12 protein-coding genes are annotated in these 16,196 nt (G+C 41.2%); all 12 read left to right on the top strand.

From position 1 onward, the window contains the following. The first annotated feature begins 73 nt into the window (after positions 1-73). The 12 genes from B7696_RS05160 (at position 74) to B7696_RS05105 (ending at position 16,186) form a co-directional block, all read left to right on the top strand. A complete protein-coding gene (locus tag B7696_RS05160; protein ID WP_084862540.1) occupies positions 74-1,696 on the top strand; it encodes a putative polysaccharide biosynthesis protein in 1,623 nt (540 codons plus the stop codon). 203 nt (positions 1,697-1,899) lie between these two features. Beyond that, positions 1,900-3,858, top strand: a complete 1,959-nt coding sequence (locus B7696_RS05155) for a peptide ABC transporter substrate-binding protein (RefSeq protein WP_084862538.1) — start codon at positions 1,900-1,902, stop codon at positions 3,856-3,858. Positions 3,859-3,999: 141 nt separating this feature from the next. Continuing rightward, a complete protein-coding gene (locus B7696_RS05150; RefSeq protein ID WP_084862536.1) occupies positions 4,000-5,094 on the top strand; it encodes a cystathionine gamma-synthase in 1,095 nt (364 codons plus the stop codon). Positions 5,095-5,101: 7 nt separating this feature from the next. Further along, positions 5,102-6,268 carry a MalY/PatB family protein gene (locus tag B7696_RS05145; protein WP_049499023.1) on the top strand — a complete coding sequence of 389 codons (1,167 nt, stop codon included), beginning with the start codon at positions 5,102-5,104 and terminating at the stop codon, positions 6,266-6,268. A 92-nt stretch (positions 6,269-6,360) separates the two neighbouring features. Further along, positions 6,361-9,459 carry a pilus expression-regulating Snf2 family helicase gene (locus B7696_RS05140; protein ID WP_084862534.1) on the top strand — a complete coding sequence of 1,033 codons (3,099 nt, stop codon included), beginning with the start codon at positions 6,361-6,363 and terminating at the stop codon, positions 9,457-9,459. A gap of 47 nt (positions 9,460-9,506) precedes the next feature. Continuing rightward, positions 9,507-10,124, top strand: coding sequence for a divisome accessory protein ZapJ (locus tag B7696_RS05135; RefSeq protein ID WP_001206454.1), 618 nt, complete (start codon positions 9,507-9,509; stop codon positions 10,122-10,124). Positions 10,125-10,134: 10 nt separating this feature from the next. Beyond that, positions 10,135-11,469, top strand: coding sequence for a UDP-N-acetylmuramate--L-alanine ligase (gene murC, locus B7696_RS05130; protein ID WP_020902223.1), 1,335 nt, complete (start codon positions 10,135-10,137; stop codon positions 11,467-11,469). Between the two features lie 9 nt (positions 11,470-11,478). Beyond that, on the top strand, positions 11,479-11,940 hold the full coding sequence (locus B7696_RS05125) for a GNAT family N-acetyltransferase (RefSeq protein ID WP_084862533.1): 462 nt from the start codon (positions 11,479-11,481) through the stop codon (positions 11,938-11,940). Beyond that, positions 11,937-12,431: a GNAT family N-acetyltransferase gene (locus tag B7696_RS05120; RefSeq protein WP_084862531.1), complete on the top strand. Its 495-nt coding sequence runs from the start codon at positions 11,937-11,939 to the stop codon at positions 12,429-12,431. The genes B7696_RS05125 and B7696_RS05120 overlap by 4 nt, the downstream gene beginning before the upstream one ends. A gap of 79 nt (positions 12,432-12,510) precedes the next feature. Next, the gene (gene mltG / locus B7696_RS05115; protein ID WP_084862529.1) at positions 12,511-14,205 is read left to right on the top strand and encodes an endolytic transglycosylase MltG; all 1,695 of its coding nucleotides are present in this window, start codon (positions 12,511-12,513) and stop codon (positions 14,203-14,205) included. A 60-nt stretch (positions 14,206-14,265) separates the two neighbouring features. After that, positions 14,266-14,748 (top strand): transcription elongation factor GreA, encoded by a 483-nt coding sequence (gene greA / locus B7696_RS05110; RefSeq protein WP_000818768.1) that lies wholly within the window; start codon positions 14,266-14,268, stop codon positions 14,746-14,748. Positions 14,749-14,821: 73 nt separating this feature from the next. Further along, positions 14,822-16,186, top strand: coding sequence for an amino acid permease (locus B7696_RS05105; protein WP_049552262.1), 1,365 nt, complete (start codon positions 14,822-14,824; stop codon positions 16,184-16,186). The last annotated feature ends 10 nt before the right edge of the window (positions 16,187-16,196 follow it).

The raw sequence follows: 16,196 nt of genomic DNA, 5'->3' as shown, positions 1-16,196 counted from the left end.
ACAAGTGACAAGGAAAAGTTTATAATGGAAGATGAGGAATTTTTCCTAGTGATTAAAATTAAATGAGGAATCTATGTCTAACGAAAACAATCACCAGCAGGCCCAGATGTTACGGGGGACTGCTTGGCTAACGGCTAGTAACTTTATCAGTCGTCTACTCGGTGCCATTTATATCATCCCTTGGTATATCTGGATGGGGTCTTATGCAGCTACGGCCAATGGTCTCTTTACCATGGGTTACAATATCTATGCCTGGTTCTTGCTGGTTTCAACAGCGGGGATTCCAGTTGCGGTGGCCAAGCAAGTGGCTAAGTACAATACCATGCGAGAAGAAGAGCACAGCTTTGCACTGATTCGGAGCTTTTTAGGCTTTATGACGGGACTAGGTCTGGTCTTTGCTTTAGTCTTGTATCTCTTTGCTCCTTGGTTAGCAGACTTGTCGGGTGTGGGTAAAGACTTGATCCCAATCATGCAGAGCTTGGCTTGGGCGGTCTTGATTTTCCCTTCTATGAGTGTTATCCGAGGCTTCTTCCAAGGGATGAATAATCTCAAACCTTATGCCATGAGTCAAATCGCTGAGCAGGTCATTCGTGTTATCTGGATGCTTCTAGCTACCTTCATGATTATGAAAATGGGTTCAGGAGATTATCTAGCAGCGGTTACCCAATCCACCTTTGCGGCCTTTGTCGGCATGGTAGCCAGTTTTGCAGTTTTGATTTATTTCCTTGCAAAAGAAGGTTTACTAAAAAGAGTTCTTGAAACAGGAGATAAGATAAACAGCAAGCGTCTTTTGGTCGACACCATTAAGGAAGCCATTCCTTTTATCCTGACAGGGTCTGCTATCCAGCTTTTCCAGATTTTGGACCAGATGACCTTTATCAATAGTATGAGCTGGTTTACCAATTATAGCAATGAAGACTTGGTTGTCATGTTTTCTTATTTCTCAGCCAATCCTAATAAAATTACTATGATTTTGATTTCTGTTGGGGTTTCGATTGGGAGTGTAGGTTTGCCACTTTTGACTGAAAACTATGTTAAGGGGGACTTGAAGGCGGCTTCTCTTCTCGTTCAGGACAGCATTACCATGCTTTTCCTATTCTTGCTACCAGCAACGGTTGGAGTAGTCATGGTAGGAGAACCTCTCTATACTGTCTTCTATGGCAAGCCAGATAGTTTGGCTATGGGCTTGTTTGTCTTTGCAGTTTTGCAGTCTACTATTTTAGGCTTGTACATGGTCTTGTCTCCAATGCTTCAAGCCATGTTCCGCAACCGCAAGGCAGTTCTCTATTTTATCTATGGTTCCATTGCCAAGCTGGTCTTGCAACTTCCCACCATCGCTCTCTTTCACAGTTACGGGCCTTTGATTTCAACAACCATCGGTCTCATCATTCCTAATGTTTTAATGTATCGGGACATTTGCAAGGTAACTGGTGTTAAGCGCAAGGTGATTTTGAAACGAACCATTTTAATCAGTTTGTTAACTCTTTTCATGTTTCTAGTAGTTGGGACATTGCAGTGGATTTTAGGATTTGTCTTCCAACCAAGTGGACGTTTGTGGAGTTTCCTATATGTAGCTCTTGTCGGTGCCATGGGTGGAGGAGTTTATGGAATCATGAGTCTCCGTACCCGTCTATTGGACAAGGTGATTGGAAAAGTTCAAGCAGATCGCTTACGAATCAAATTAAAATTAACTTAAAAAACATTTATAAATAAAAGGAATAATTTGAACATTTCTATCATGAAATGCTTGAATTATTCTCTTTTTATTATTTTGTAGAATAATTTCTATAGTTTGTAGATAGAAATTTTATTTTTCTTAAATTTTACTTAAAAAGCTATTGACTAAATAAAACTCAAGTTGTATAATAAGACAAATATTTAAATCAGGAGGTTCTGGAGATGAAAAAGTCTAAGGCCAAGTATGCAACACTTGCAGGTGTCGTGCTAAGTGCAGGTATTTTGTTAAGTGCGTGTGGAAATTCTAGCACAGCGTCAAAAACATATAACTATGTTTACGTAAGTGACCCATCAAGTTTGAACTATCTAGCAGAAAACCGTGCAACAACCAGTGATATCGTGGTTAATTTGGTAGATGGGCTCATGGAAAATGACCAGTATGGGAACTATATCCCATCCTTGGCAGAGGATTGGAGTGTTTCTCAAGACGGTTTGACCTATACCTACAAACTGCGTAAAGATGCTAAATGGTACACTGCAGATGGGGAAGAATATGCTCCTGTAACTGCCCAAGATTTTGTAACTGGTTTGAAATATGCAGCTGATAAAAAATCAGAAGCCTTGTACTTAGTGCAAGAATCCGTAGCAGGTTTGGATGACTACATTAACGGTAAAACAAGCGACTTTTCAACTGTCGGAGTCAAGGCTCTTGATGACCAAACCGTTCAATATACCTTGGCACGACCAGAACCTTACTGGAACTCAAAAACAACCTCAACCATTCTCTTCCCAGTCAACGCTGATTTCTTGAAATCAAAAGGAGATGATTTTGGGAAGGTAGACCCATCTAGCATTTTGTACAATGGACCTTTCTTGATGAAATCCTTTGTTTCAAAATCAGTTATCGAATTCAAGAAAAATCCTAATTACTGGGATGCTAAAAATGTCTTTGTAGATGATGTCAAATTGGCCTATTATGATGGTAGTGACCAAGATGCACTGGCTCGTAACTATGTAGAGGGAGCCTATAGCTACGCTCGTCTCTATCCAAATAGTTCAAGCTTTGAAGGAATCAAAGAGAAGAATAAAGACAATATCATCTATAGTCTGCAAGATGCTACTTCTTACTTCTTAAACTTCAACTTGGATAGAAAATCTTATAAATTCACTTCCAAGACAAGTGATGCAGAAAAGAAATCGACTCAAGAAGCGGTTCTGAGTAAAAACTTCCGTCAAGCCATTAACTTTGCCTATGACCGTACAGCTTACGGGGCCCAATCTCAAGGAGAAGATGGTGCAACTAAGATCTTGCGTAACTTGGTTGTTCCTCCAAACTTCGTAAGTATCAACGGAAAAGACTTTGGTGAAGTAGTAGCCTCTAAGATGGTGAATTATGGTAAAGAATGGCAAGGAATCAACTTTGCAGATGCCCAGGATCCATATTACAATGCTGAAAAAGCTAAAGCCAAATTTGCTGAAGCTAAGAAAGAACTCCAAGCCAAAGGAGTCCAATTCCCTATCCACTTGGACATGACAGTTGACCAAGCTGATAAAAAGGGTGTCCAAGAGGCAAATTCTATGAAGCAATCTATTGAAGCAGCCTTAGGTGCAGAGAACGTTGTAATTGATATTCAACAACTTTCTACTGAAGACTTTGATAATACAAGCTATTTGGCTCAGACTGCAGCTCAGAAGGATTACGATCTATACAACGGTGGTTGGAGTGCAGACTACCAAGACCCTTCAACCTATCTTGATGTATTTAATGTTCATTCTGGTGGTTTGATGCAAAATCTAGGTATAGAGCCGGGTGAAGCCAATGACAAGGCCAAGGCTGTTGGGCTGGATGTCTATACTCAAATGTTGGAAGAAGCTAATAAGGAACAAGATCTTGCAAAACGCTATGAAAAGTATGCTGAAATCCAAGCTTGGTTAGTAGATAGCGCTTTAGCAATTCCAAATGTTTCTAAGGGTGGAACACCAACATTGAGAAAAACAGTTCCTTTCTCATCACCATATTCATTAGCTGGTAATAAAGGTATCGAATCATATAAATATCTCAAAGTACAAGATAAAACAGTCACAAAAGAAGAATATGAAAAAGCCAAAGAAAAATGGCTGAAAGAAAAAGAAGAATCCAATAAAAAAGCCCAAGAAGAATTGGCAAAACACGTCAAATAAGGATTTTTCAAGAAAAACGATGGTTTCGAAAGAAGCTGTCGTTTTTTATATAGTTTGAAACTATAACTAGCTCTTGAAAAGAAGAAAATGAGTTGATGAAAATAAGTGGTACAATAGTTACTATAGATTTGGAGGTATTGTATGAGCAAGGAATTACACATTAACACAATTTTGGCCCAGGCGGGTATCAAGTCAGATGAAGCGACAGGAGCTTTGGTGACACCGATTCATTTTTCGACGACTTATCAGCACCCAGAGTTTGGTCAGTCTACTGGATTTGACTATACGCGCACCAAAAACCCAACTCGTAGCAAGGCGGAAGAAGTCTTGGCGGCTATTGAGTCCGCAGACTATGCCCTAGCGACTAGCTCAGGTATGTCAGCTATTGTACTGGCCTTTAGCGTCTTTCCAGTAGGAAGTAAGGTCTTGGCTGTCCGTGACCTTTATGGTGGTTCTTTCCGCTGGTTCAACCAAGTGGAGCAGGAAGGCCGTTTCCATTTTACCTATGCCAATACAGAAGAAGAGTTGATTGCCGAGTTAGAAAAGGACGTGGATGTTCTCTATATCGAAACCCCAACCAATCCCTTGATGTTGGAATTTGATATCGAAAAACTAGCAAAATTAGCTCATGCTAAGGGTGCCAAAGTGGTGGTAGACAATACCTTCTACAGCCCTATCTACCAACGTCCGATTGAAGATGGAGCAGATATCGTTCTCCATTCAGCAACTAAGTATCTAGCAGGCCACAATGATGTCTTGGCTGGAGTGGTTGTGACCAATAGTTTAGAACTATACGAGAAACTCTTTTATAATCTCAATACGACAGGGGCAGTCTTGTCTCCGTTTGATAGTTATCAATTGATTCGTGGTCTCAAGACCTTGTCTCTTCGTATGGAGCGCTCAACAGCCAATGCCCAAGAAGTGGTTGCCTTTTTGAAGGATTCTCCAGCAGTTATGGAAGTTCTCTACACTGGGCGTGGAGGCATGATTTCCTTCAAGGTAGCGGATGAAACACGCATTCCTCATATCTTGAATAGTCTCAAGGTCTTCTCTTTTGCGGAAAGTTTGGGTGGAGTGGAAAGTCTTATCACCTATCCAACAACTCAAACTCACGCTGATATTCCAGCAGAAGTTCGCCATTCTTATGGTTTGACAGATGACCTTTTGCGCTTGTCAATTGGGATTGAAGATGCTAGAGATTTGATTGCAGATTTGCGCCAAGCATTAGAAGGATAAGACAAAGATGGGAAAATATGATTTTACAAGCCTGCCTAATCGTTTAGGGCATCATACCTATAAATGGAAAGAAGCAGAAACGGATAGCGAGGTCCTACCAGCTTGGATAGCAGACATGGACTTTGTAGTCTTGCCTGAAATCCGCCAAGCAGTGCAAACTTACGCAGATCAACTGGTTTATGGCTATACTTATGCCAGTGAAGAGTTAATTCACGAAGTTCAAAAGTGGGAAGCAACACAACACGGTTACCACTTTGACAAAGAGGCTCTTGTCTTTATCGAGGGTGTGGTACCAGCTATCTCGACAGCCATTCAAGCCTTTACAAAAGAAGGCGAGGCAGTTCTGATTAACACACCAGTTTACCCACCTTTTGCTCGCAGTGTCAAGTTAAATAATCGCAGATTGATTACCAATTCTTTGGTGGAAAAAGATGGTCTGTTTGAGATTGACTTTGACCAACTGGAGAAGGATTTGGTAGAAGAGGATGTCAAACTCTATATCCTTTGCAACCCACACAATCCTGGTGGACGTGTTTGGGAAAAGGAAGTGTTGGAAAAGATTGGCCAACTCTGTCAAAAACATGGTGTTTTGTTGGTTTCAGATGAGATTCACCAAGATTTGGCCCTCTTTGGTCACAAGCATCATTCCTTCAATACCATCAACCCTGACTTTAAAGAATTTGCTATCGTCTTGAGCAGTGCCACTAAAACCTTTAACATCGCTGGGACAAAAAATTCCTATGCAGTCATTGAAAATCCTAAGTTGAGAGCGGCTTACCAGAAACGTCAGTTGGCTAATAATCAGCATGAAATCTCAGGTTTGGGTTATTTGGCGACAGAAGCTGCCTATCGCTATGGGAAGGATTGGCTAGAGGAACTCAAGCAAGTCTTTGAAGACCATATCAATTATGTGGTGGATCTATTTGGTAAAGAGACTAAAATCAAGGTCATGAAACCGCAGGGAACCTACTTGATTTGGCTTGATTTTTCAGCTTATGACCTGACTGATGAAAGATTGCAAGAGCTTTTGAGGAATGAAGCCAAGGTTATCCTCAACCGTGGTTTGGATTTTGGGGAGGAAGGAAGTCTCCATGCCCGCCTCAATGTAGCCATGCCTAAATCTCTGTTGCAAGAAGTTTGTCAGCGAATTGTGACGACTTTTGCTAAACTTTAAAAATCCAGCCTTCTAGGAGAAAAGTATCCTTAGAAGGCTATTTTCATAGGCGAAAATATGGTATAATAAAAAGATAAGGTAAAGGTAAAAATATGGCTAAATTGATTCCGGGGAAGGTCCGTATCGAAGGCGTTGCCCTTTATGAAACTGGTAAGGTTGACATCATCAAGGAAAAGAACAATCGGCTCTACGCTCGCGTTTCAGAAGAAGAACTGCGCTATAGTTTAGAGGATGATTTGGTTTTTTGTGCTTGCGATTTTTTCCAAAGGAGGGGCTACTGTGTGCATTTGGCAGCGCTGGAGCATTTTTTGAAAAATGATGAGCGCGGTCAGGAAATCTTGCAGAGTCTGGAAGAAGGTCATGAAGAAAAAGAGGCCGTTGAAACCAAGGTGACCTTGGGTGGCAAGTTTTTGGATCGAATCTTGTCTCCAAAATCAGACCGAGCCTATGAATTATCAGCTGTGGGTCAGGTGGAAGCAGGAACTAATCATATCTTGTGGACGCTTAGAATCGGGCAAATCAATAGCCAAAAATACTATGTCATTCGGGATATTCCACTATTTTTAAGAGTTGTTGAGAAGAGAAAGTCTTATATGATTGGCAAGATTTATGAGGAGTCTCTTTCTTTGGAATCCTTTGATGAGGCCAGCCAAGAACTTTTGACTTTCTTACGCGGACTAATAGAGGAAGGACAGGCTCCAGATCTCTTTTTCCAAAACCAAGGTCGGCACCTCTTTTTCCCTCTGACCTTTTTTGAGCAGGGTGTGAATTTATTGATGAGCTTGCCTCATTTTCAATTTGACCACCAAGTGGATAGCTACCAGACCCTACTTTTTCAGGATATGCATGCTGATGCCAATCTTTTTGCCTTTACAGTAACAGAATACCCGGATTATTTTGAAATGGAAATCAGTGAGAGTCCTCGGGTCAATGTCTTTTATCAGGGAGCTGTACTTTTCCATAAAGGACAGGTTTATTTTCAAACAGACCAGCAGATGCGTCTTCTCAAGGAAATCAAAGCGGTACCTTTGGATCAACATGGAAAGAAATACCTGCAATTTGATAGTAGTGACCGAGATAAATTGGCTTCTTGTCTGACTCTTTTTAGCCAGATGGGTACCGTTTCAGCTCCAGAACGTCTACAAATCAAAACTTTTGAACCCTCTTTTTATTTTGATAGGGAAGAGGATAATCGGATTCGTTTAGAAATTCAGTTTGATTATGGAGATAAGCAGGTATCTAGCCGACAAGAGCTAGAAGAATTACCATTTTCGAGTGATGCTGACTTAGAAGAAAGAGTTTTCCAAGTCTGTTTGGCAGCTGGATTTGAAGCAGACTTTCAATCTTGGCGTCAGGCCTTAAAAGCAGAGTCTGTCTATCATTTCTTCCATGAAATCATTCCAGTCTTTGAAAAACTCGGGAATGTTGATTTATCAGACAAGTTAGAAGAACTCTATAACCTAGCAAGCCCTCAAGTGCAGATTGCTTCCAAGGGAGGCCTCTTGGAAATTCAATTTGATTTTCAAGATATTGACCAAGAGGAAATTGACCAAGCCATGCAGGCCTTGGTTGCCAATCAAGATTTTTACATTGATTCGTCCAATCAGGTCTACTTTTTCGATGAAGAAACCAAGAAAATTCGACAAAATCTACAGGAACTGGGGCAATTTGAGTTAAAAGATGGGGCCTTGCAGGCTCGAAAATCTTTGGCTTATAGTTTAGCTTATCTTTTTGAAGGGCGAGACCGTGTTTCTTTTTCACAAGAATTCCAGAATCTGGCTCACGATTTGACGCATCCAGAGGACTTCCCTAGACAAGCAACTCAGGTTCAGGCTGATTTGCGAGATTATCAGGAAAAGGGAATCGGCTGGCTACAAATGCTCCACCATTATGGTTTTGGTGGGATTTTGGCTGATGATATGGGACTTGGTAAAACCCTTCAGACCATTGCTTTTTTGACCAGTCAAGTGACCAAAGAAAGTCGAGTTTTGATTTTAGCTCCGTCTGGTTTGATTTACAACTGGGCAGATGAGTTTCAGAAATTTGCTCCACAGTTGGATGTGGCTGTTGTTCATGGTTTGAAAGCTAGTCGTGAAGAGATTCTTGCTGAGAGTCATCAAATCTATGTGACGAGTTATGCTACCTTCCGTCAGGACAGTGATCTTTATCAGGGGATTGCCTTTGACTTCCTTTTCTTAGATGAGGCTCAGGTCATGAAAAACGCCCAGACCAAGATTGCCCAGACCTTGAGACAATTTGTGGTGCCGTCGGTCTTTGCCTTGTCAGGGACTCCGATTGAAAACCATCTAGGTGAGCTGTGGTCTATTTTCCAAATTGTTATGCCAGGACTCTTGCCAAGCCAGAAAGAATTTATGAAATTGCCAGCTGAGCGAGTAGCTCAGTTTATCAAGCCTTTCGTTATGCGGCGCAAGAAAGATGAAGTTCTGACTGAATTACCAGACTTGATTGAAGTGGTTTATAAAAATGAACTGGAAGACCAGCAAAAGGCTATCTACCTAGCCCAGTTACAACAGATGCGAGACCGTCTGGCTCAAGTGTCAGATCAGGAATTCCAACGAAGTCGGGTGGAAATCTTGTCTGGTCTGATGCGCTTGCGTCAAATCTGTGACACTCCTGCCCTCTTTATGGAAGATTATCAGGGAGCCAGTGGCAAACTAGATAGTCTTCGAGACCTGCTACTACAGGTGGCAGACGGCGGACACCGTGTCTTGATTTTCTCGCAGTTCAAGGGAATGTTGGAGAAAATTGAACAAGAATTGCCAGACTTGGGCTTGACTTCCTTTAAAATTACCGGTTCGACCCCAGCCAAGGAAAGACAAGATATGACCAAAGCCTTTAACCAAGGGGAAAGAGATGCCTTTCTGATTTCCCTCAAGGCTGGTGGTGTCGGTCTGAATCTGACAGGTGCTGATACGGTTATTTTGGTTGACCTTTGGTGGAATCCTGCGGTGGAAGCGCAAGCTATTGGCCGTGCCCATCGGATAGGTCAGGAAGAAACGGTTGAGGTTTATCGCTTAGTGACCAGGGGAACCATTGAAGAAAAAATTCAGGAACTCCAAGAACAAAAGAAACATCTAGTGTCACAAGTATTGGATGGAACAGAGTCACGTGGCAGTCTCAGCCTAGCAGAAATTAGAGAAATTTTGGGAATTTCTGAAGCCAGCACTTGAAAAATCAAGACAATACGCTATAATGAAGTGTTGAAAGGAAATAGAAAATGAGAGAAGAACGATTTCCATTGGTGTCAGATGATGAGATCATGTTGACTGAGATGCCGGTTATGGACCTCTATGATGAATCTGACTTTATCAGTAATATCAAGGGAGAATACCGTGATAAGAATTATCTGGAGTGGGCCCCTATTACTGAAGAAAAACCAGTAAAACAGATTGAAAAGCTAGTAGAGAAACCTAAGAAGGCTGGTTTAGGAGTTAAAAAAGAAGGAAAAAGCTATGCGGAGGTGGCGCGTGAAGAAGCGCGTGCGGACTTGAAAAAGAAACGCTCAGCAAGTTATCTGACTAAGGATATTACTCCTACAAGGCGCCCTTCTCAGCAACGTTTGGATAGACAGGGCAATCAACCTACCGCGCCTTTCCAAAAGGAAAATCCTGGCGAATTTGTCAAATACAGTCAAAAATTGACTCAGTCTCATTACATCTTGGCGGAAGAAGTGAACAATATGTCGACTCAAGCTGAGCCAAAAGAAACTTCAGGCCCAAAGAAAAACAATTATGATTTTCTGAAGAAGAGCCAAATCTACAATAAAAAGAATCAACAAAAAGAACAAGAACGTCAGGTTGCCCAAGAGTTGAATCTGACAAGAATTACGGAATAGGGGAGAAAACATGTCAAAGACATATCATTTTATCGGAATTAAGGGATCAGGTATGAGTGCCTTGGCCTTGATGTTGCACCAAATGGGGCATAAGGTACAGGGTTCAGATGTTGAAAAGTACTACTTTACTCAACGTGGTCTTGAGCAGGCAGGAATTACCATTCTTCCTTTTGATGAAAAGAATCTAGACGGTGATATGGAAATTATCGCTGGAAATGCCTTTCGTCCAGATAACAACGTCGAAATTGCCTATGCGGACCAAAATGGCATTAGCTACAAACGTTACCATGAGTTCCTAGGTAGCTTTATGCGCGACTTTGTTAGCATGGGAGTTGCTGGAGCGCACGGAAAAACTTCAACGACAGGTATGTTGTCTCATGTCTTGTCTCATATCACAGATACTAGCTTCTTGATTGGAGACGGGACAGGTCGTGGATCAGCTAATGCCAAATATTTTGTCTTTGAATCTGACGAATATGAGCGCCACTTCATGCCTTACCACCCAGAATATTCTATCATCACTAACATTGACTTTGACCATCCAGACTATTTCACAAGTCTAGAGGATGTTTTCAATGCCTTTAACGACTATGCTAAACAAATTACCAAAGGTTTGTTTATCTACGGAGAAGATGCTGAATTGCGTAAGATTACGTCTGATGCACCAATTTATTATTATGGTTTTGAAGCAGAAGGTAATGACTTTGTTGCTAGTGATCTTCTTCGTTCAACAACTGGTTCAACCTTCACAGTTCATTTCCGTGGTCAAGAATTAGGGCAATTCCACATTCCAACCTTTGGTCGTCACAATATCATGAATGCGACAGCCGTTATTGGTCTTCTTTACACAGCAGGATTTGATTTGAACTTGGTGCGTGAACACTTGAAAACATTTGCCGGTGTTAAGCGTCGTTTCACTGAGAAAATTGTCAATGACACGGTGATTATCGATGACTTTGCTCACCATCCAACAGAAATTATTGCGACCTTGGATGCGGCGCGTCAAAAATACCCAAGCAAGGAAATTGTTGCAGTCTTCCAACCGCATACTTTTACAAGAACCATTGCCTTGTTGGACGAATTTGCCCACGCTTTGAACCAAGCGGATGCTGTTTATCTAGCCCAAATTTATGGATCTGCTCGTGAAGTAGACCATGGTGATGTTAAGGTAGAAGACCTAGCCAATAAAATCAATAAGAAACACCAAGTGATTACTGTTGAAAATGTTTCTCCACTCCTAGACCATGACAATGCTGTTTACGTCTTTATGGGAGCAGGAGATATCCAAACCTATGAATATTCATTCGAGCGTCTCTTGTCTAACCTGACAAGCAATGTTCAATAGGAAGTTCTCATGGAAATTCCAATTAAAATCATTCGGGCAAGTAAGTCTGATTTAACTGAGATAGAGGCACTTCAGGCCTCATCTTTTCCAGCTGAAAAGCAGCAACCTTCCCATATTTTAGAAGAAAGTATCCGTAAGTGTGCGGATACCTTTCTTCTAGCTAGGGATGAAAATCAGCTTCTGGGCTATGTTCTAGGCGATCCTCAGCCACATAATCCGCAATGTCTAGAAATGCATTCTTTAGTCATTGACTCTGGCCATCAGAGACAGGGCTTGGGCACGCTTCTTCTTGCAGCCTTGAAAGAGGTGGCGGTTGAGCTGGATTACAAAGCTATTCGTTTGAAGAGTCCTGATGAGTTGCTATCCTATTTTGAAATGAACGGTTTTATTGATGAAGAAACTTCCCTTTATGCAGCTAGTCAAGGTTTTAGTATGATTTGGTTTAATCCCTTTTATCTGGAGGCACAATGAAAATCAGGAAAGCAAGATTAGAAGATTTAGATCGTATCGTTGAGATTGAACTAGAAAATTTCTCACTTGAAGAAGCCATTCCTCGCTCGGTTTTTGAAGCTCATTTGCGAAAAATTCAGACCTCGTTTCTGGTTGCAGAAAAAGAAGGCAGAATCATGGGGTATATAGAAGGGCCAGTTGGACCACACCGTCATCTGCAAGATCAGTCTTTTACAGAAGAGATAGAAGATTATAGTCATGAGCCGGGTGGTTATATCTCTGTGACCTGTCTTTCCATTGCCAAGGAAGCACAGGGCCTTGGACTTGGTCAAAAATTATTAACAGCCTTGAAAGAGTTGGCTCTTGAACACGAAAGAGAAGGTATTAACCTAACCTGTCATGACTATCTCATCGCCTACTACGAAAAACATGGATTTGTCAATGAAGGCCGGTCTCAGTCAACCTTTGCAGGGGAAACCTGGTATGATATGGTCTGGGAAGCTAAAAAATAAGCGAGAAAAGCATGCTAGGTTGCTTTTCTTTCGTTTTTAAGATATAATATTATGGATTGTCAACGAGGAGGATAAACTTTTGAGTGAAAAAACAAGAGAAGACGAAAAATTAAGCTTTAAAGAGCAAATTTTACGTGATTTAGAGAGAGTAAAAAAACAAGATAGAAGTGAGCAAGAAAACGAGATTACAAGTTTTGAAACTCCTTTATCTCAAGAAGATTCAGTAGATCCTTCAACTCAGGAACATGAACCTTCAGCAGAAGAGTTGATGGCTAATTCTCTTTCTGTTGTGGATCAAATATTAAAGAATGCTCCTGGTGTTCCATCACGTTCTAATAATATTTCGGATGAAATTGCAGGAAATGAAGAAGTTGCAGAACCTAAAATTGAAGCGGTAGTTGAACCAGTAGAACCTGTTTTCGAGCCAGTTCAACCAAAAGTAGAACCTGTAAAACTTAACGAAGACAAAGAATTTAACGAGATTCCAACAAAGGTTGCGGTGTCGTATAAAACAAGTAGACAACAGGAAGAAGTTAGTACTCCTGCAGTGGATAATGAGCTATCTGAGTTAGCTGAATCGGCAGATAGCCTAGGTTCAGTTCCTAGACGTAGTCGCCGTGAGACAGTTAAACCAGTTAAGAAGAAAAAATCACATTTGAAGGCATTCTTCATTTCTCTACTGATTTTCCTAGCCTTGATTTCGGCAGGTGGTTACTTCGGTTATCAGTATGTTCAGTCATCCTTGCTACCTGTTGATGCAAATTCTAAGGAATATGTGACTGTTCAAATTCCAGAAGGAGCCAATGTCCAAGAAATCGGATCAACTCTTGAGCATTCTGGTGTGATTAAACACGGTGTGATTTTTGCTTTCTATGCAAAATATAAGAATTATTCAGATTTGAAGGCTGGATATTACAATTTGCAAAAGAGCATGAGTACAGAGGACATCATTAAGGAACTGCAAAAAGGTGGTACACCTGAACCTCAGGCTCCATCTCTTGCAAACTTGACAATTCCAGAAGGATATACCATTGATCAAATCGCCCAAGCTGTAGGCCAATTACAAGGTGAATTTAAAGAACCTTTGACAGCGGAAGCTTTCTTGGCTAAAGTGCAAGATGACAACTTTATCAGTCAAGAAGTTGCTAAATATCCAAACCTACTCGAAAGCTTGCCAACGAAAGAAAGTGGAGCTCGTTACCGTTTGGAAGGTTATCTTTTCCCAGCGACCTACTCTATCAAGGAAAGCACAACTATTGAAAGCTTGATTGATGAGATGCTGGCAGCTATGGATAAGACCTTGACTCCGCACTATAGTGCAATTAAGTCTAAGAACTTGACAGTCAATGAATTGCTAACAATTGCTTCACTGGTTGAAAAAGAAGGGGCTAAGACTGAAGACCGTAAGTTGATTGCGGGTGTTTTCTACAACCGTTTGAATCTTGGTATGCCACTTCAAAGCAATATTGCAATCTTGTATGCCCAAGGGAAACTTGGTCAAAATATCAGCCTAGCAGATGATGCTGGAATTGATACATCGATTAATTCACCATACAATGTTTATACAAAACCTGGTTTGATGCCTGGTCCAGTAGATAGCCCAAGTCAGGACGCGATTGAAGCAAGTATCAATCAAACTAAGAGTGAGAACCTATACTTTGTAGCCAATGTTACAGATGGTAAAGTCTATTACGCAGTGACACAGGAAGAACATGATCGTAATGTAGCTGAGCACGTCAATAGCAAGCTTACTCAAAATAGTAGTTCAAACTAAGACTACAAACATGAGAATCTCAGATAGAGATTCAATATTATCGAAGGAAAGTTGAGAAAAATGGCAGAAAAAACATATCCTATGACCCTTGAGGAAAAGGAAAAACTTGAAAAAGAATTAGAAGAATTGAAATTGGTCCGCCGTCCAGAAGTGGTAGAACGCATTAAGATTGCCCGTTCATACGGTGACCTTTCTGAAAACAGTGAATACGAAGCAGCTAAGGATGAACAAGCCTTTGTCGAAGGACAAATCTCTAGCTTGGAAACAAAAATCCGTTATGCTGAAATCGTCAATAGTGACTCAGTTGCCCAAGACGAAGTAGCGATTGGTAAAACAGTCACTATCCAAGAAATTGGTGAGGACGAAGAAGAAGTTTATATTATCGTAGGTTCAGCGGGTGCGGATGCCTTTGCAGGTAAAGTTTCAAATGAAAGCCCAATTGGACAAGCCTTGATTGGCAAGAAAACAGGTGATACAGCAACAATTGAAACACCTGTTGGTAGCTATGATGTAAAAATCTTGAAGGTTGAAAAAACAGCCTAATGATTAAAAGGAGTAAAAAGAGGGAAAAATCCTTCTTTGCTCCTTTTTAGGTTTAAAAAGAATTGGAGACTATATGAGTTCAAAGAAGAAAAAAAACAAGATGGAGCGTGGTCTGACTAATCGTCACGTGCAGGTTATGGCCATTGCGGGAACAATCGGAACAGGACTCTTTTTGGGAGCAGGTCGTTCTATTAGCCTTACAGGTCCTTCCATTGTACTGATTTATATGATTACTGGGGCTTTCATGTTCCTTATGATGCGTGCGGTTGGGGAAATGCTCTACCAAGACCCTGAGCAACATACCTTTATCAACTTTATCACGCGCCATTTGGGTAAGGGCTGGGGTTATTTCTCGGTTTGGTCCTACTGGCTATCCGTTGTCTTTATAGGTATGGCGGAAATCACTGCTATCTCTCACTATGTTCAGTTTTGGTTCCCTAGCTGGCCAAGTTGGATGATTGAGATTGGATTTTTGACCATTCTAGCCTTAGTCAATCTGATTGCGGTGAAGCTCTTTGGGGAAGTTGAGTTTTGGTTTGCGATGGTCAAGATTGTGGCTATTTTAGCTATGATTGCCACAGGAGTCTTTATGGTCTTGACAGGCTTTAAGACACCACATGGAGTAGCAAGTTTGGCCAATATCACCGACAATTTCTCCCTCTTCCCTAATGGTGGAGTGAACTTTGTCATGGCCTTTCAGATGGTTTTCTTTGCTTACCTCATGATTGAGTTTATCGGGGTAACAACTTCTGAAACCAAAAATCCACGTCAAGTCTTGCCAAAAGCCGTTAAGGAAATTCCTTTGCGTATCGCCTTTTTCTACGGTGGTGCCCTCTTAGCCATCATGGCTATCATTCCATGGCGTGAGCTTGCTTCTGCTGATTCTCCTTTTGTTACAGTATTTGAATTGGCAGGTATCAAGTGGGCAGCAGCCTTGATTAACTTCGTCGTTTTGACATCAGCAGCATCTGCTCTTAACTCAACCCTTTATTCAACAGGACGTCATTTGTACCAGATTGCTCATGATTCGCCAAATTCATTCTTAAAGGCTATTAAGGCAGATACTCTTTCTCGCCACAATGTGCCACAAAATGCCATCATCGCTTCAGCAATCTTGATTGCCCTAGCAGCCTTTATTAATGTCTTGCCAGGTGTTTCAGATGCCTTTGCCTTGATTACGGCATCATCATCAGGTGTTTATATTGCCATTTATATCTTGATTATGGTGGCTCACCTTAAATACCGCAAGTCACCAGACTTTATGGCGGATGGCTATCTCATGCCCCATTATCGTTTCCTAAATCCTTTAACCATGCTCTTCTTTGCCTTTGTCTTCGTAACCCTCTTTTTACAAGAGTCTACATTTGTAGGAGCAATCGGATCAGCTATCTGGATTATCGGTTTCGGGATTTATAGCCAGTGGAAATTTAGAAAATAGATTTGAAACT

Source organism: Streptococcus mitis (genome assembly GCF_002096815.1).
In the GTDB taxonomy this organism is placed as follows: domain Bacteria; phylum Bacillota; class Bacilli; order Lactobacillales; family Streptococcaceae; genus Streptococcus; species Streptococcus mitis_AD.
This window is presented reverse-complemented; position numbering and strand designations above follow the sequence as displayed.